Here is a 16,627-nt window from a genome sequence, read left to right as displayed (position 1 = left end):
TGTATGACTCAGCACCCCGATCACCAACTTGGCGGCCACCTGCGCCGCAGTCGAAAAATGGGTGCAATCGCGCCCTGCCAAGGAAACCGCCATAGCGGGCAAGCCGAGAAAACGCCCCTCGGTGGCGGCGGCCACCGTACCTGAGTAGAGCACATCGTCCCCCATATTGGCGCCGCGATTGATGCCGGAGACCACCATATCAGGCGTTTCCGCGAAGATGCCGGTAACGGCGAGGTGGACACAGTCCGTGGGCGTACCACCGACCAGATAGTGAAAACCGTTGAGTCCGGTACGCATCCGCAACGGCCGGTCCAGGGTGAGAGAGTTACTGGCACCGCTACGATCCTGCTCCGGCGCCAGCACCTCCAAATCACCTAAAGGCCTTATTGCTTCGGCGAGCGCCGCCAGTCCCGGTGCCAGATAACCATCGTCGTTACTGAGCAAGAAACGTGGCATTAGGTCTCCGAAAGGCGTGCAGTGGCTATCCTGCGGCTATGGTAAGCCACGAAGCCCCTTCGGGTCCATCTTCAGATACGCGCCGCACCCGGCACAAACTAATGCGCCGCGCGCCCCGGAGCCGTCGGCGCCGGACCTTCATTCTGCACCTGTTGGATCTGTCGCTGGAGCAACAGCACGCGCAATTGCGCCGCATCCATCGCCTGTTTCAGACCGTTCACGCGATCCAGATAGCGGGCATAATTGCGCTCGTTGCCGGTGCGTATGGCCTTGCCCTGCTCGTAGTTTTTGGTCGCCTGGAGCAGCGCCAACCGCGCCACAACCAGTTCCGCCTGCATACGCTTCAAGGCCGGATTTACCGCGGGTCGGGTGGGCGTGGGTGCGGCAGACGGCACGGGCGATGGGGTGACAACACTACCACTGGACGCCGACACGGGCGTGCTGACCGAGTTCTGCGGTGCTCCGGAAATCTGCTCGACGTCTTTAGCGCCCGCAGGTGGGGTTTCGCCATAGCTGACGACTCCACTGCCACTCACCCAGCGATAAATGCTTGACGCATCGGCGGAAGCGCTGATCAGAAAGACCGACAGGAAAATACACAAGCCCACCATTAGTGGGCGCTTTGATTCACCCTTACCAGATGTAAAGGGAGGGGTTCTGCATTTCATCATTCTGCACTCCTGACCAGCGCGGCATTCTCTATATGGTCGCCAAGCCCCCGATTGTCAAGGCAGCGGCCACAAAAAAGCCCCGTATAAAGCACGGAGCTGATTGGCGTCGGGGAAAGCCCGTCACAGCGGGCCGTATCCGGTCTCAGAGACTATAGTACATCTGGAACTCCACCGGATGGGTGGTCATGCGCAGGGTCTGCACCTCGGCCCACTTCACATCCAGATAACCTTCCAGCCAACTCTCGGAGAACACCCCCCCCTTCATGAGGAAGTCATGATCGGCTTCCAGGGCGCGCAGGGCTTCTTCCAGGGAAGCCGCCACGCCGGGAATGTTGGCCTGCTCCTCCGCGGGCAGATCATAGAGATTCTTGTCCATGGCGTCACCGGGATGAATTTTATTCTGGATACCGTCCAGACCCGCCATCAGCATGGCAGAGAACGCCAGGTAGGGGTTGGCGGTGGAGTCCGGGAAACGTATTTCGATGCGCCGGGCCTTGGGGCTGTTGACGAAGGGAATACGGATGGACGCCGAACGGTTCTTGGCGGAGTAAGCCAGCAGGACCGGGGCCTCGTAATGGGGCACCAAACGCTTGTAACTATTGGTGCTGGGGTTGGTCAGCGCGTTGATCGCCTTGGCATGCTTGATGATGCCACCGATGTAGTACAGGGCAATTTCCGACAATCCGCCATACAGGTCGCCCGCAAAGATGTTCTTGCCATCCTTGCCGAGCGACTGATGGACATGCATGCCACTGCCGTTGTCACCGACGATGGGCTTGGGCATGAAAGTCGCCGTCTGGCCGTAAGCTGCCGCCACGTTGTGAACGACATATTTGAGAATCTGTACCTCATCGGCCTTGCGGGTCAGCGTATTAAAACCGACGCCGATTTCGTGCTGCCCGGCAGTGGCCACCTCATGGTGATGCACTTCCACCTTCAAACCCATTTCTTCCATGGCCAGACACATGGCGGAGCGCAGATCCTGCGCCGAATCAACGGGTGGGACCGGAAAATAACCGCCCTTGATGCCGGGGCGATGGCCCATATTGCCGGATTCATATTCCTTGCCGGAATTCCAGGCGGCCTCTTCGGCATCCACCTTGTAAGCACAGCCGCTCATATCGATATTCCAGGTCACGGAATCGAAAACGAAGAATTCATTTTCGGGACCAAAGTAGGAGGTGTCGGCGATGCCCGTGCTCTTCAGGTAGATCTCGGCACGCTTGGCGACGGAGCGGGGATCGCGCTCATAGCCTTGGCCAGTGGCGGGCTCAATGACGTCGCAGCGGATAATGAGGGTGGTTTCATCTGTAAAAGGATCGAGAACGGCGGACTCAGCCTCGGGCAGGAGGATCATGTCGGACTCGTTGATGCCCTTCCAGCCGGTGATAGAAGAACCATCAAACGCCTTACCCTCGACGAAGGTGTCTTTTTCGATAGTGTGGCCGGGGACGGAGACATGCTGTTCCTTACCCTTGGTATCGGTAAAACGGAAATCGACAAACTTGATATCTTTTTCTTTAATCAACTTAACCACATCACTGGGGCTATAACCCATTTGCTTCTCCTTCAATCAAGAAATATTCACGACCCTGGGCAAACTGCGCATACAAAATTCATACCAGACCCTTAACCACCCACCGATAACAATCAGGGCTCCATATGCACCAATATTGCGCCCAATTATGGTGCAACAAAAAAATATGCACCACTATTGAGCGGTCGGTGTTTTTGGCAATTGCCAGACCACATCCACCTGCTGCAAGCCTGGCACCCGCCCCTGCAAGGCGTCCTGAAGCCGTGTTTCCATGTCCTGCAGGCTAGCGAATGTTTCCGCTGGCGGCAAGTGATAACGCATACAGATCACGACGCCGTTCTTGAGGTAATGCAAGGTCATCTGCTCTGTTAAAGGCAAATTCCGCGCCAGCAGACACTCGCACACCACTTTTTCTATCTCGCTGCGCGGCGGCAGAACCACGCCCCCCTCCTCATCATTTTCGCTGTCGATGTGGATGGTAGCATCAGCCAGTTCATCCACCTGCCGCAACAACGCTATTCGCACCCGCTCAGCAATCTGGTGTCCCTCGGAGACGCTCAAGGTCGGCATCACCTGCAGATGCACCTCGGCCAGGGCCTGATGACCGATTTTACGGGTCTTGAGCAGGTGCAAATCGCGCACCCCCTCGCAGCCGAGAATCACCTCGCGAATCGCTGCCAACGCTTCATCACTAAGACCACGATCTGCCAACTCCTGCACCGCTTCCCAACCGGTGACCAGACCGATCCGCAGCACCATAAGGGCGACGATAAGGGCGACGACCGAATCCAAATAAGGCGCGCCCAACAAGCTGCCGCCGATACCGATAAACACGATGACACTGGAAATCGCATCGGTACGGTGATCCCAGGCATTGACGCGCAATGCGGCCGAACGGGTTCTGCGGGCCACCCGGATAGTGATCTGGTAGAGTGACTCTTTGGCGATGATGGCAAAAGCGGCGATGTAGAGGGTCCAGCTCGCTGGCATGCCATAATGACCAACAATGAGCCGCTGGACCGCCTCGTAGCCGATCCCGGCCCCGTTGACAGCCAACAGGCTGCCCGTGGCCAGCGCCGCCAGCGTTTCAAAACGCTCGTGACCGTAGGGATGCTCCTGATCCGGCGGCTGGCTGCTGAAGTGCATGGCGAACACCAACCCAAGATCAGACAGCAGATCCGAAAGGGAATGGATGGCGTCCGCCACCAGCGCACTAGAGTGCCCGAAAACGCCCCCCGCGAGTTTGATGAAAAACAGCACCACGTTGGTGCCCGCCCCCATCAGGGTCACCCGCATGTTCTGCTTGCCGCGTTCCGTGCGACTGATGCCTTCTGTCACTACTCAGGGCCTCTCAAGGTGTTGCGGTCATCCGCGAAGTCGGCAATGTGCAGCGCTGTCAAAGCGCTGAATCATGGGCATGCCTCAGGCTGCATCGGAATATTTGCTCGGACAATCGTCAATTGGCTGGCAATTGTCAAGATTGCAGACCCATAGCCATGAAGTTTTGGTCGCCCGCGACAAAACCAGTCTGGGATGGATCCGCCGCCGAGCTTGCCGAAAAGCAGGGAGACGCACAACATATGCACAGATGCTGTTTAATCCCCTTGCCATCCACACCGAATTTACAGGACGAGGTGAACGTTATGAATACCGAAGCGATTCTACAGAAGGCGCAGGAGCGAGCCAAGGCTGCCGGCAAACGCCACGCCGGAGATATGACGCCGGAGGAAGCACATGCGGTGTTACGCGACCATCCCAAGGCCATCCTGATTGACGTGCGCTCCCAGCCGGAACTGGATTTTTCGGGCTTCGTAGAGGGCTGCTGTCATGTGCCGTGGCAACAGTATCCGGGCATGACCCCCAATGCCGACTTTGACGCAGAGTTGCGCAAGAAAGCCCAACCCGGCGATTTACTGCTGTTATTGTGTCGGACGGGTGGTCGCTCTTTGGCGGCGGCCGAACATCTGGCCGATCTGGGTTATGGCCATTGCTATAACATCCTCGGGGGCTTTGAGGGCAAACACGACACCCATGGCCAGCGCGGCAAGGTAGAAGGCTGGAAGGCCAGCGGTTTACCCTGGAGACATAAGTAGATTGCGCCTGATTAAGACTGGCAGACCGGGCAGAACAGCGCGCTCTTACCCCCCACCGAAAGAGCTTCCAGCGCGCCACCACAGCTCGGACAGTGCCCGTCTGCCCGATGGCGAGTGAGGAAGGTCTTGGGCAACAGGTTGCTCTTCGCCTGACAGCGCAGGGCACGATCCAACACCTTGGGAATCTGCTCCAGGAAACGCTCGCGCTCCTCTTCGCTGAGGCTGGTCGCGGTGCGGTCCGGCCGCAGGCGGGCCTGAAAAAGGATTTCATCCGCCCAGATGCCGCCGATGCCCGGCGCGAAGCCGTCATCGAGCAGGATGTTACGCAGGGCGCTGCGGCGACGGCTCAGGGCTTCGCGCAATACACCAAGCCCCTCCCCATGCACCATCAGCGGATCAGGGCCGAGCTTGGTCAGGAAATCCACATCGCTGTTTTCATCCAGCAGGCGCAGGCGATTACCCAACTGAGTCCCCTGAAGACGCAAGCGCTGCTGGCCATTGATCTGAATCTCCAATGCCGCACGCGGCTCTTCCTCGCCCGCCGCCTGAGCAGAACCGCGCTCAAGTTCGCCGCTCAACTCACCGCCCAACTGCAGGGCGAGGATGTTCTTGCGATCCAGTTCCAGAAAAAGGTATTGACCGTAGCGATGCAGGTCGGTGATGGCCTTGCCCTGGAGGGCGGCATCTTCCATCCCGGCGCCATCGGTCAGTGACTCGCCTTTGGCATTCTGCATCCGCATGACGCCGATCCGCTTGTGCAGGATACTGCGCCGCAGTTTTTGTCTGAGCAGTTCTATTTCTGGCAACTCGGCCATGTTTTTCTCCGGAACGATGAAATTTGAGACCCGTGATAAGCACCCTAGTCTAACCCTGTGGGCGCTGGCGCGCCAATGGCAACAAAGGCTGGGGACAAACCAAGTTTGATTATAAATCAGATTTCTGGTACGGTATTTGGCCATTAAGTCAATGAATCAGGTGCCATCCTCCGATGTGAGTTTCAACCCCCGCCCTTATATTGTGGTCACTGCTGACCGCACTCTGGCGAAGCTCTCGCCCTTCTCATTTTCGAACTCTTCTGCCGCTTCCTGCTGCACCGGGGCCTAAGCGCCCAACCCGGCATGGAGACGCATTTGCCTCAAGTGGAGCAGTCCGATGCAACGCCTGTCCCGATTCGAAGAAAACAAGATCAACATCCTCAGTGGCATTACCGTGGCGCTGGCCCTGGTGCCGGAAGCCATCGCCTTTGCCTTTGTCGCCCATGTCTCACCGTTAACCGGCTTGTACGCGGCGGTTATCCTGGTATTTATCACTTCGCTCTGGGGCGGCCGGCCGGGTATGGTGTCCGGCGCCAGTGGTGCTACGGCGGTGGTGATGGTGGCGCTGGTGGTTTCCCACGGGACCGAATACCTGTTTGCTGCCGTCATCCTGATGGGCCTGCTGCAACTCTTCTTCGCGGCGGCACGGCTGAGTAAGTTCGTGCGTCTGATCCCCCACCCGGTCATGCTCGGTTTCGTCAACGGCCTCGCTATCGTGATTTTCATGGCGCAACTGGAGCATTTCAAGATCAAGGATGCCCAAGGCGCCATGGTCTGGATGCATGGTACGCCGCTTTATATCATGATCGGATTGGTCGCCCTGACCATGCTGGCTATTTATCTGACGCCGCGCCTCACCAAGGCGATCCCGGCAACACTCGCGGGTGCGCTACTGACCACCCTCTTCGTCGTCGTCTTCAAGATTCCTACGGTGACCGTCGGCGATGTGGCATCGCTGGCCGGTGGCCTGCCCAGCTTTCATCTGCCGGAAGTGCCATTGAACTGGCACACCCTGGTCGTCATTTTCCCCTACGCCCTGGTTATGGCCGCCAACGGTTTGGTGGAAACCCTGCTGACCCTGAACCTGATCGACGAGATGACCGACACCCGTGGCAAGCCGAATCAGGAATCCATGGCGCAGGGCCTTGCCAATGTGGTCAGCGGTTTTTTTGGCGCCATGGGCGGCTGCGCCATGCTGGGGGAGAGCATCATCAATGTCGGCAACGGCGCCATCAAGCGCCTGTCGGGCGTTACCACGGCCCTCTTTTTGCTGTCCTTTATCGTGCTGGCCTCACACTGGATTCAGCAGGTGCCCATTGCCGCACTGGTCGGCGTGATGTTCGTGGTGGTGGAAAAGACCTTTGAATGGAGCAGTCTGCGCTTTTTCGGCAAGGTGCCGCGCACCGACATAGTCATCGGCATTCTGGTCGCCGCCATTACGGTGCTGGTCAATATTACCCTGGCGGTGGTGGCGGGGGTCATCATCGCGGCGCTGGCCTTTGCCTGGCAGCACGCCAAGCAGATTGAAGTCAAAACCAGCATCAATGCGGAGGGGCATAAGATTTACACCCTGCAAGGAACGCTGTTTTTTGCCTCGGTGAGCGCCTTCCGTAATCTCTTTACCCCGGCGGAAGATCCGGACGTGGTCATCATCGACTTCGGCGAGGCGCGGATTGTCGATCATTCCGCCATCGAGGCTATTGATGCGCTGGTCGAGCGCTACGAGAAGCGGGGCAAAAAGCTGTATCTGCGCCATTTGAGCGGTGACTGCCGGGATTTGCTGGAGAAGGCAAAGGATCTGGTCGTCTTTAACGTGTCAGAAGACCCGCGTTATCATGTGGCGGATGACAAGATTAGCTGAAGGCATCCCTGACCATGAAATGCTGAACCGCCAGAGGACGGTAGGCATCGAACAGCGCTAGGCAGTTGGTAAACCATTGCGCCACCCCGGTGCCTATGGCAACCTTTGCGCCACATTTGGTATCCGGCATAAGATAAATCCATGGACACTCCCGCCTATTCCCCCCAAGAACTCGAAGCCGCCGTGCAGCAGCGCTGGCACGATCAGCAGGCCTTCAAGGCCGCCGCGACGCCCTCGGGAGACAAATTCTATGCCCTCGCCATGTTCCCCTACCCTTCGGGGCAATTGCACATGGGACATGTGCGCAATTACAGCATTGCTGACGCCATCGCCCGCTATCAGCGGATGCGGGGCAAGGAAGTTCTGCAGCCCATGGGTTGGGATGCCTTCGGCCTGCCCGCGGAGAATGCGGCCCTCAAGCACGGGTTAGCCCCGGCGCGGTGGACCATGGACAACATCGCCCATATGCGCGGGCAATTGCAGCGGCTGGGCCTGTCTTACGACTGGTCGCGGGAATTCGCCACCTGCACGCCGGATTACTATCGCTGGGAGCAGTGGCTGTTCGTGAAGCTCTGGGAGAAGGGGCTGGTCTATCAGCGGCTGGGCACCGTCAACTGGGACCCGGTGGACCAGACCGTCCTCGCCAACGAGCAGGTGGTGGACGGCTGTGGCTGGCGCTCCGGCGCGCCGGTCGAGCGCAAAAAAATCGTGCAGTACTTCCTGCGCATCACCGCCTACGCCGAAGAGTTGCTGAGCGGCCTCGACACCCTGGGCGAGGGCTGGCCGGAGCAGGTACTGACCATGCAACGCAACTGGATCGGTCGCTCGGAAGGCGCAGAGATTCATTTCCCGCTGGCCGCTGGCGACGGGGTCATCAAGGTCTTCACCACCCGTCCCGACACCCTGATGGGGGCGACCTATCTGGCGGTGGCACCGGAACATCCCCTGGCCGTTCAGGCGGCGGAAAACAGCGCCAAACTCGCGACCTTCCTCGAACGCTGCCGCCATGGGTCCGTTTCCGAAGCCAGCATCGAAACCCAGGAGAAGGAGGGGCACTCGCTCGGCCTGCACGTGCGGCATCCCCTTACCGGTGCGGAGCTACCCGTCTGGACCGCCAATTTCGTGCTCATGGGTTATGGCGAGGGCGCGGTGATGAGTGTGCCCGCCCATGATCAGCGGGATTTTGAGTTTGCGCGCAAATATGGCCTGCCCATTCGCGCGGTGATTCAGGCCGGGGGTGTCACTTCCGACGGCGAAGCCATGCCGGAGGCCTACACCGGCAGCGGCACCTTATTCAACTCCGGGACTTTCGATGGCCTGCCCAATGAAGAAGCCAAGGACCGCATCACCGCAGCATTAGCCGCCAAGGGACTGGGGCGGAAGACCGTCAACTTCCGTCTGCGCGACTGGGGTATCTCCCGACAGCGCTACTGGGGCACGCCCATTCCCATGATCCACTGCCCCCACTGTGGCGTCGTGCCGGTACCGGAACAGGATCTGCCGGTGATCCTGCCGACCCACTACCAGCTCAAAGACCCGCGTTCGCCGCTGCTGGACGACTCCGAGTTCACCCAGGTGGCCTGCCCGCAATGCGGCGCCGCAGCCCGGCGGGAAACCGATACCATGGACACTTTCGTGGAGAGCTCCTGGTATTACGCCCGCTTCGCCTGCCCCGATGCCGAACAGATGCTCGACCAGCGCGCCGCCGGCTGGCTGCCGGTGGATCAGTATGTGGGCGGTGTGGAGCACGCGGTGCTGCATCTGCTCTACGCCCGCTTCTTCAACCGCCTGCTCCGCGATGTCGGTCTGCTGCCTGCCGACGGCGCCCACGATGAGCCCTTCCGCCATCTGCTGACTCAGGGCATGGTGCTCAAAGACGGCAGCAAGATGAGCAAATCCAAGGGCAACACGGTGGACCCGCAAGGCCTGATCGACCGCTACGGAGCCGATACCGCGCGTCTCTTCATCCTCTTCGCGGCGCCGCCGGAACAGCATCTGGAGTGGTCGGACAGCGCCGTGGAAGGTGCTTACCGCTTCCTCAACCGGTTCTGGCGTCTGGTCCACGAGTATGGCACCACGCCCCCGGCACTGCCCGCAGAGCTCTCCGCCGAGGCGGTGGACCTGCGCCGTGCGGTGCATCAGTGCATTGATCGGGTCAGCCGCAACATGGACGGGCGCTATCATTTCAACGTCGCCATCGCCGCCATCATGGAGCTGACCAACAGCCTGATGAAGGTCCCTGCGGATGCCCCAGCCGACTTACGGGCGGTGCTGGGCGAAGGACTGCGCGCCCTGACCCTGCTGCTGGCCCCCTTTGCACCCCATATCGCCGAGGTGCTTTGGGAAAAACTGGGGCAAAGCGGCGTGATCAGCCATGCGTCCTGGCCCGTCGCCGATGCCGGGGCACTGCGTTGCGATACCGTGACGATGGTCATTCAGATCAACGGCAAGTTGCGCGAACGCATGGATTTTCCCGTTGATGCGGATAACGCCAGCATCGAACAGACGGTACTGGTCGATCCGGCCATCCAACGCCATCTGGAGGGTAAAACGGTGCGCAAGGTGATTATCGTACCCGGCCGTCTGGTCAACGTGGTGGCGGGATGATCCGCGCCCGGCAATGGAATCTCTGGTGGCTTGTCGCAGCCTTGGCACTGCTGCCGAGTGGCTGCGGCTTTCATCTGCAAACCGGCGCCAGTATTCCGCCGAAGCTGACCGGCTTGCGCGTGACGGGCACCGGCCCTGCTGGCGGCGCTCTGGCGCAGGCCGTTGATCGTGCACTACAGCGTGACGGTAACCACGCGCAGCAGGGCGGTCCCTTGTTGCAGATCGACAATGCCTATGTCAGCCAGCGGATCATCAGCATCAGCCCAAGCAGCGGCGTGGCGCTGGAGTTTCTCGACACCTTGCACGCCGAAATCAGCGTCATCGGCAGCGACCATAAAATACTCCTCGCGTCGCAACCGCTGCTCATGGAGAACAGCTTCAGCTACAACAGCGGCAACCCACTGGCGACCAATGAGCAGCAGATCACCTCACAACGCCTGCTGATGGAACAGGGCGCACGGCAAATTCTGCGGCGGGTGCTCAACAGCCCCGGTTTCCGCCGACAGGTTCCCTGAAATGCGGCTGAAGCCGGCGCAATGGGCCAGCCATTTACGCAGCCCTCTGGCATCGGTATATGGCCTCTTTTCCGATGAACCCCTGCTCTTGCAGGAGGCAGAAGACGCCCTGATCGCCGCCGCGGCGCAGCATGGTTTCGCCCAGAAACAGCGACTCGGCCAACAAGGTGGTACTGTCTGGGATGCCTTGCGCGACGAGCGGAACGCCGGTTCGCTTTTCGCTGAACAACGCTTGCTCCTGCTGCGTCTGGATAGTCCCAAAGTCCCCAAAGAAGGTAGCGCCGCCCTGCAGTACTGGCTGACCTCGCCACCTCCCGACGCCCTGCTGATCCTCAGTGGCCCCCGCCCTGACGCCAGCACGCAGAAAACGGCCTGGTTCAAGGCCATCGAGACCCACGGCCACACGCTCCTGTTGTACCGCCCGGAGGGGCAGGACTGGCCGCGCTGGGTGGAGCAACGCCTGCGCGCCGCCGGAATGCAGGCCGACAGCGCCGCCGTCCAGTTGCTCACCGAGCTCAGCACCGGCAATCTCAGTGCCTGCCATCAGGCCATTCAGCGGCTGCAACAGGTCTATCCGGGGCAGAGCATTGATGTCACCGCTATCCGCGCGGTACTGGCAGATAGTAGTCAGTTCACCATTTACGATCTCGCCGATGCGGTCCTGCGCGGCGAGACGGAACAAATCCTGCGCATTCTCGACCGCCTGCGCAGTGGCGACGGTGAACCGGCGTTGTGCCTCTGGGTCCTGCACAAGGACCTGCGCCTACTGGCTGAATTGCGGGCCGGCGGCGTGGATGCCGATGCATTCTTCCAGCAGAACCGTATTTTTCCGCCACGGCAGGGCTGGCTGCGCAATGCCGCCCGGCGCCTGACCCGCTCGGGGCTGTTAGCGGGTATTGAGGACTGCCTCGCCATTGACGCCCGCATCAAGGGGCAGGACCCCACGCCGGTCTGGCCCGCACTGACCGATCTCTGCCTGCGGATGTGCAGGTGACGATGGATTTATTGGTAACCCGACTCGCGCCATGAAGGCGCTCCATAAGGTTTAGCACCCATGCGCCAGGCCCTGCCATTCACCGTTCTCGTTCTCGGCTTGGTCAGTTTTTTCAATGATCTTGCCTCGGAGATGGTGGTCCCTCTCATCCCCGTCCTCCTGGCCACCATACTCGCTGCGGGTCCGGTGGCCCTGGGCCTGGTAGAAGGGGTGGCGGATACCGTAGCGAGCTTTCTCAAACTCTGGTCCGGCCGGCATTCCGACCTCATCGGTGGGCGGCGCAAGGGGCTGACGGTAATCGGCTACACGGTTTCCAATCTGGCGCGGCCGCTCATCGCTGTGGTGGGAAGCTGGCCCGCGCTCCTGCTCGTCCGCAGCATCGACCGGATGGGGAAAGGCATCCGCACCGCACCAAGGGACGCCTTGCTGGCAGATTCCACGCCGCCGGAACGCATCGGCTTTGCGTTTGGCTACCAAAGGGCCATGGACAATGGGGGCGCAGTACTGGGGGCTCTGGTGGCAGCGGCGGTTTTGCATTTTTCCGGAATCCCCTTGGAGGAGGTCATCCTCCTGTCGGCCATCCCCGGCGCCGTCGCCATTTTGCTCCTCGGTGGCGGTGTGCGTGAGCTGCGGCGACCACCCAATCACCGGACCCCAGCCCGTATCTCCCTTAACCCGCAGCACCTGTCACCCCACATCCGGCGCTATCTCCTTACGCTGAGCTTGTTCACCCTGGCCCGCGCCACCGAAACCTTCATTCTTCTGCGTGCTTATCAGCTCGGTATGGACGTCGTACAGGTACTTCTCCTCTGGGCTTCCATCCATGCGGCCAAGAGCAGCACGGGCATGGGCGGCGGAAGACTGGCCGATAAATTGGGACGGCGGCCCGTTTTATTCATCGGCTGGTCGGCCTACGGCTGCAACTACGCCTTGTTCGCCATGGTGGAAAGCCTCCCGTTGTTGTGGGCGGTGGCCTTGTCCTATGGTTTGTTTTTTGGCTTCAGCGAAGGGGCCGAACGGGCCCAAATCAATGATCTGACCACAGCCGACGAGCGCGGCACGGCCTTTGGCTGGTACAACTTGGCCACCGGCGTCAGCGCGATCCCTGCAGGATTATTGTTCGGCTGGATATGGGAAGAGATCGGCGCCCCTTATGCTTTCGGCTTTTCCGCCTGCATCGCCATCGCCGCCACCACACTCCTCGCCACCTGGGTCTACCGCGGCACCCCTTGGCGGCCATCTTGAATGCTCGCCGTCGCTGCCTACGGATTGCCGGAATGGCTCCGGAACGGCACAATGCGAACAATACCCACGTGGGTTAGGCCACGCGGACTGCCGTTTTCCGGCACGGATCCACGGCGGATTTTCCGTTGCCCTCACCGCCGATCCGAGCCCAGCACAGGAGGCTCCATCTTGGATTTACGTAGCGAACTGGAAAAAATCGGTGAACGCGCCCGTAGCGCCCAGCGCCGCTTGCAAAGCGCGGACAGCGCCGCCAAAGACTGCGCCCTGCGCTCCATGGCGACATTCTTGCGCCGCGACGCCGACCATCTGCAACGCGCCAACCGCAAGGACTTACGCAGCGCCGAAGAAGCGGGTAAAGATGATGCTTTCATTGATCGCCTGCGTCTGGACGAAGCCCGTATCGAAGCCATGGCCAAGGGCCTCGAAGAAATTGCCGCCCTGCCCGACCCGGTGGGCGAGATCACCGACCTGCGTTACCGCCCCAGCGGCATCCAGGTAGGCCGTATGCGCGCGCCCCTGGGGGTGATCGCCATGATCTACGAATCGCGCCCCAATGTCACCGCCGATGCCGCCGGCCTCTGCGTCAAATCGGGTAACGCCGTCATCCTGCGTGGTGGTTCCGAGTCCCTGCACAGCAACCTGGCCATCGCCGAGCGCCTGCGCGCTGCCCTCGGCAAGGCCAACCTGCCCCTGGATCTGGTGCAGTACGTCAACACCGCCGAGCGCGAAGCCGTGGGTATCCTGATCAGCATGGATCGCCATGTGGATGTGGTGATTCCCCGCGGTGGCAAGGGCCTTATCACCCGCATCAAGGCCGAAGCCACCGTACCCGTGATCATGCATCTGGATGGCAACTGCCATGTATATGTGGACGCCGACGCCGATCCCCGCAAGGCGCTCAAAGTGGTCGTCAATTCCAAAACCCAGCGGCTCGGCACCTGTAATACGGCAGAGAGTCTGCTCATTCATCAGGAGCGGATGGATGACCTGCTCGGCCCCATCGCCGCGGCTTTGCAGGAGAAGGGGATCGAGATTCGCGCCTGCGAACGCGGCCTGCCCCGCATCCCCGGCGCCATCGCCGCCACCGCAGAGGACTACGCCACCGAGTACCTGGGGCCGATCATTTCCGTCAAAGTGGTGGACGATCTCGATGCCGCGATGGAACACATCAACCGTTACGGCTCCCAGCATACCGAGTCCATCATCACCGAAAATTATACCCGCGCCCGCCGCTTTCTGCGCGAGGTGGATGCCAGTTCCGTCATGGTCAATGCCTCCACCCGCTTTGCCGACGGCTTTGAATACGGTCTGGGTGCAGAGATCGGCATCTCCACCAACCGCCTGCATGTACGCGGGCCGGTGGGACTGGAGGGCCTGACCCTGCAGAAATGGATCGTCCTGGGAGATGGCCATATCCGCTCCTGACGCGCCTTCGACGGCACTACAGGCCTTATTGACGGCGGTAGCCGATGGATTGCCCCATGTCTGGTCCGCAGATAATCCCGGTGAGTTGCTGGCGGAGGCCGGTGAATTGGGTTTCCCTCTCTATGCGCGGGATGGCGGCGTGCGCCTGGAATATCCCGCCGCGCCCCTCTCCGCCCAGGAAATCGCCGACATCGACGGCATCGACCCGGCGCGTATCCACCTGCCACTATGCTGCGCCTCGACCAATACCGAAGTGTTGCAGGATACCAGCGTCGACGTCTGCCTGACCGAAAGCCAGTGGGCCGGGCGCGGGCGGCGCGGGCGCCAGTGGTCTTCACCTTTCGGGCGCCATCTCTACCTGAGTTATGGCTGGACTCAGCACAGCCCGGTCAATGCGGCACTAACCATCGTTGCCGCCCTGTCCGTGTTCACCCTGCTACAGGCGCGCCTGCCCGATCTCTGGGTCAAGTGGCCCAATGATCTTTGGGTGGGGGAGCGCAAACTGGGGGGCATACTGGTTGAGGCGCGTCCGCGTGATCACGGAGAGACCCGACTGGTGGTGGGTTTGGGGCTCAACATCCACGAGGACCCCAGTCTTCCGGACACTGCGGTGAGCCTCGCCGATCTCGACATCAGGGTCACCCGCAGTACCCTCGCCGGTGCTATTCTCCGCCAATGGCGGGAAGACTTCGCGCGCTTTGCGGAGGAAGGCTTCACGCCTTTCCTGCCCCTGTGGAAGAAGGCGGATCGCCTGACCCGTCAGCCCGTTCAGATCAGCGACGCGCAGGGCGTGCGTATGGCCCGGGTGCTGGGCCTCGGCCCGGACGGGCGCCTGCAGGTCTCTTATACGGCGGATACCGGTACGGTCTGGCTGAGCGCCGGTGACGTCAGCCTGCGGCCCCAACATCCATGATCCTCATCTCCGTCGGTAACACTCGCACCCTGCTGGCACGCACCCAGGATGGCGTGCATTTTGACAGCACCAGCGTCGTCACTTCACTGCCACCCACGGAAATCCTGCAACAGCCCGGCTTGACATGGCTCAGCGCGCCCAACCGGGAACCCGTCGCGCTGGGCGGCGTCGTACCTACGGTGCTTGCCGCCTGGCGGGAAGCCTTGGCCACGGCAGAGGTCCGCGAACCCGACCCCGGCTTTTTTCGCCGCGCCGTGCCGCACGACTACCATCCGCCGGAAAGCCTCGGCTTTGACCGCCGCTGCTGCCTGCTCGCCGCCGCCATGGACTTCCCTGGCCACGACAGCATCGTCATCGACATGGGCACCGCCATCACTATCGACCTGCTGGCTGGCGGACATTTCCGGGGCGGACGTATCCTGCCGGGTATCGCCATGAGCCTGCGCGGTCTGCATGAAGGCACGGCGCTCCTCCCCGAAGTCGTCCTGAACACCCCACCAGCGGAAATGCTGGGCAATGACACGAGCAGCGCCATTCAGGCCGGGGTCATCCACCTCTTTGCCGATGCCCTGCGCGGCGCCATTACCGACTATCGCCAGTCCAGCCCCCAGGCACAGATCCTCATCACCGGCGGGGACGCCGAATGTTGGCAACCCAGCATCCCCGGCAGCTTCTACCAGCCCCACCTGCTCCTGCGCGGCTTCTATTTATGGATACAAGGTGGCGTCCTGCCCTAAGATCGAAGCCACGCAAAAATGGCCGCAGCCCCTTGGCGCCGACCCCCTCCCCCATGTACGCTACCCCTATGACCAAACCCTTCCAGCGTGTTCTGCTCGTCAGCAAATACCGTGATCCCTCGGTTCTCCCCGGATTGCAACGGCTGCGGGATTTTTTGCTGGCACAAGACATCCCCACTTTTCTGGAAACCCAGTGCGCTGTGGATATTGGCGACAGCCTGGGCCTACCGCTGCTCTCATTCGCGGAAGCGAATGCAGATGCCGATCTCGTCATCGCCCTCGGTGGCGACGGTACTCTGCTGGGGACGGCACGACAGACCGCACAAAGCGGTATCCCCATCCTCGGCATCAATCAGGGACGGCTCGGCTTTCTCGCCGACCTTTCCATCGACCAGGTCAGCGAAGTCCTGCCGCCCATTCTGAAAGGCCACTATCAGCAAGATCTGCGCAGCGTCCTCCATGCGGAACTGTGGCGTGGTGAGGAGTGTGTCCATGCCGGCCTCGCCATCAACGAAGTCCTCATCCACAAGGGCGGCGGCGAGAGCATGATTGAACTGCGGGTGCAGATAGACGGCCGTTTCGTCTATACCCAGCGCGCCGATGGGCTCATCATCGCCACACCCACCGGCTCTACCGCCTACGCCATGTCGGCGGGCGGTCCCATCCTCACACCCGCCCTCGCGGCGCTCCTCCTCGTCCCCATCTGCCCACATACCCTCACTGCGCGTCCCCTGGTAGTAGCCGATACCGTAGAAGTC

Annotated in this window: 16 protein-coding genes; 10 read left to right on the top strand and 6 right to left on the bottom strand. The window is 61.0% G+C overall.

What is annotated here, in order from left to right:
* The 4 genes from surE to HF921_RS03670 all read right to left on the bottom strand — a co-directional run.
* Positions 1-456 (bottom strand): 5'/3'-nucleotidase SurE (gene surE / locus HF921_RS03685; protein ID WP_215861610.1); only part of this gene is annotated, 456 nt, incomplete at its 3' end.
* A 98-nt stretch (positions 457-554) separates the two neighbouring features.
* Positions 555-1,127 (bottom strand): DUF4124 domain-containing protein, encoded by a 573-nt coding sequence (locus HF921_RS03680; RefSeq protein ID WP_226834317.1) that lies wholly within the window; start codon positions 1,125-1,127, stop codon positions 555-557.
* A gap of 142 nt (positions 1,128-1,269) precedes the next feature.
* On the bottom strand, positions 1,270-2,685 hold the full coding sequence (gene glnA / locus HF921_RS03675; RefSeq protein WP_064219047.1) for a glutamate--ammonia ligase: 1,416 nt from the start codon (positions 2,683-2,685) through the stop codon (positions 1,270-1,272).
* 153 nt (positions 2,686-2,838) lie between these two features.
* Positions 2,839-4,002 (bottom strand): cation diffusion facilitator family transporter, encoded by a 1,164-nt coding sequence (locus HF921_RS03670; RefSeq protein ID WP_064219048.1) that lies wholly within the window; start codon positions 4,000-4,002, stop codon positions 2,839-2,841.
* Positions 4,003-4,307: 305 nt separating this feature from the next.
* On the opposite strand from HF921_RS03670, the gene HF921_RS03665 reads away from it, so the two are divergent.
* The gene (locus HF921_RS03665) at positions 4,308-4,757 is read left to right on the top strand and encodes a rhodanese-like domain-containing protein (protein ID WP_014028303.1); all 450 of its coding nucleotides are present in this window, start codon (positions 4,308-4,310) and stop codon (positions 4,755-4,757) included.
* Positions 4,758-4,768: 11 nt separating this feature from the next.
* On the opposite strand, the gene HF921_RS03660 is transcribed toward HF921_RS03665, so the two are convergent.
* Positions 4,769-5,572: a DNA-formamidopyrimidine glycosylase family protein gene (locus HF921_RS03660; protein ID WP_064219049.1), complete on the bottom strand. Its 804-nt coding sequence runs from the start codon at positions 5,570-5,572 to the stop codon at positions 4,769-4,771.
* A gap of 337 nt (positions 5,573-5,909) precedes the next feature.
* On the opposite strand from HF921_RS03660, the gene HF921_RS03655 reads away from it, so the two are divergent.
* Positions 5,910-7,433, top strand: a complete 1,524-nt coding sequence (locus tag HF921_RS03655) for a SulP family inorganic anion transporter (protein ID WP_215893330.1) — start codon at positions 5,910-5,912, stop codon at positions 7,431-7,433.
* On the opposite strand, the gene HF921_RS03650 is transcribed toward HF921_RS03655, so the two are convergent.
* Positions 7,426-7,563: a hypothetical protein gene (locus HF921_RS03650; protein WP_215892956.1), complete on the bottom strand. Its 138-nt coding sequence runs from the start codon at positions 7,561-7,563 to the stop codon at positions 7,426-7,428. The genes HF921_RS03655 and HF921_RS03650 overlap by 8 nt on opposite strands.
* An 11-nt stretch (positions 7,564-7,574) precedes the next feature.
* Between HF921_RS03650 and leuS the strand changes: the two genes are divergently transcribed.
* From leuS to HF921_RS03610, 8 genes are all read left to right on the top strand, one after another.
* Entirely contained in the window at positions 7,575-10,040 is a 2,466-nt protein-coding gene (gene leuS / locus HF921_RS03645) for a leucine--tRNA ligase (RefSeq protein WP_215893329.1), read from the top strand.
* Positions 10,037-10,555, top strand: coding sequence for an LPS-assembly lipoprotein LptE (locus HF921_RS03640; RefSeq protein WP_215893328.1), 519 nt, complete (start codon positions 10,037-10,039; stop codon positions 10,553-10,555). The genes leuS and HF921_RS03640 overlap by 4 nt, the downstream gene beginning before the upstream one ends.
* A 1-nt stretch (position 10,556) precedes the next feature.
* Positions 10,557-11,549: a DNA polymerase III subunit delta gene (holA, locus tag HF921_RS03635; protein WP_215893327.1), complete on the top strand. Its 993-nt coding sequence runs from the start codon at positions 10,557-10,559 to the stop codon at positions 11,547-11,549.
* A 60-nt stretch (positions 11,550-11,609) separates the two neighbouring features.
* Positions 11,610-12,794: an MFS transporter gene (locus tag HF921_RS03630; RefSeq protein WP_215892959.1), complete on the top strand. Its 1,185-nt coding sequence runs from the start codon at positions 11,610-11,612 to the stop codon at positions 12,792-12,794.
* A gap of 168 nt (positions 12,795-12,962) precedes the next feature.
* Positions 12,963-14,219, top strand: coding sequence for a glutamate-5-semialdehyde dehydrogenase (locus HF921_RS03625; protein ID WP_215893326.1), 1,257 nt, complete (start codon positions 12,963-12,965; stop codon positions 14,217-14,219).
* Entirely contained in the window at positions 14,200-15,132 is a 933-nt protein-coding gene (locus tag HF921_RS03620) for a biotin--[acetyl-CoA-carboxylase] ligase (protein WP_215893325.1), read from the top strand. Before HF921_RS03625 ends, HF921_RS03620 begins: the two co-directional genes overlap by 20 nt.
* The gene (locus tag HF921_RS03615) at positions 15,129-15,869 is read left to right on the top strand and encodes a type III pantothenate kinase (RefSeq protein ID WP_064218883.1); all 741 of its coding nucleotides are present in this window, start codon (positions 15,129-15,131) and stop codon (positions 15,867-15,869) included. Before HF921_RS03620 ends, HF921_RS03615 begins: the two co-directional genes overlap by 4 nt.
* A gap of 68 nt (positions 15,870-15,937) precedes the next feature.
* On the top strand, positions 15,938-16,627 hold a 690-nt coding region (locus tag HF921_RS03610; RefSeq protein WP_215893324.1), incomplete at its 3' end, for an NAD(+)/NADH kinase.

It is taken from the genome of Acidithiobacillus ferriphilus (assembly GCF_018854775.1).
In the GTDB taxonomy this organism is placed as follows: Bacteria; Pseudomonadota; Gammaproteobacteria; order Acidithiobacillales; family Acidithiobacillaceae; genus Acidithiobacillus; species Acidithiobacillus ferriphilus.
Note: the sequence above shows the minus strand (reverse complement) of the source record. Positions and strands in the feature narration are given on the sequence as shown.

Excerpts from the sequence above, each read along its gene's own strand:
- holA (WP_215893327.1), top strand. The coding sequence starts at position 10,557 with ATGCGGCTGAAGCCGGCGCAATGGGCCAGCCATTTACGCAGCCCTCTG.
- HF921_RS03660 (WP_064219049.1), bottom strand. The coding sequence starts at position 5,572 with ATGGCCGAGTTGCCAGAAATAGAACTGCTCAGACAAAAACTGCGGCGC.
- glnA (WP_064219047.1), bottom strand. The coding sequence starts at position 2,685 with ATGGGTTATAGCCCCAGTGATGTGGTTAAGTTGATTAAAGAAAAAGAT.
- HF921_RS03630 (WP_215892959.1), top strand. The coding sequence starts at position 11,610 with ATGCGCCAGGCCCTGCCATTCACCGTTCTCGTTCTCGGCTTGGTCAGT.
- HF921_RS03665 (WP_014028303.1), top strand. The coding sequence starts at position 4,308 with ATGAATACCGAAGCGATTCTACAGAAGGCGCAGGAGCGAGCCAAGGCT.
- HF921_RS03650 (WP_215892956.1), bottom strand. The coding sequence starts at position 7,563 with ATGCCGGATACCAAATGTGGCGCAAAGGTTGCCATAGGCACCGGGGTG.
- HF921_RS03680 (WP_226834317.1), bottom strand. The coding sequence starts at position 1,127 with ATGATGAAATGCAGAACCCCTCCCTTTACATCTGGTAAGGGTGAATCA.
- leuS (WP_215893329.1), top strand. The coding sequence starts at position 7,575 with ATGGACACTCCCGCCTATTCCCCCCAAGAACTCGAAGCCGCCGTGCAG.
- HF921_RS03620 (WP_215893325.1), top strand. The coding sequence starts at position 14,200 with ATGGCCATATCCGCTCCTGACGCGCCTTCGACGGCACTACAGGCCTTA.
- HF921_RS03640 (WP_215893328.1), top strand. The coding sequence starts at position 10,037 with ATGATCCGCGCCCGGCAATGGAATCTCTGGTGGCTTGTCGCAGCCTTG.
- HF921_RS03655 (WP_215893330.1), top strand. The coding sequence starts at position 5,910 with ATGCAACGCCTGTCCCGATTCGAAGAAAACAAGATCAACATCCTCAGT.
- HF921_RS03615 (WP_064218883.1), top strand. The coding sequence starts at position 15,129 with ATGATCCTCATCTCCGTCGGTAACACTCGCACCCTGCTGGCACGCACC.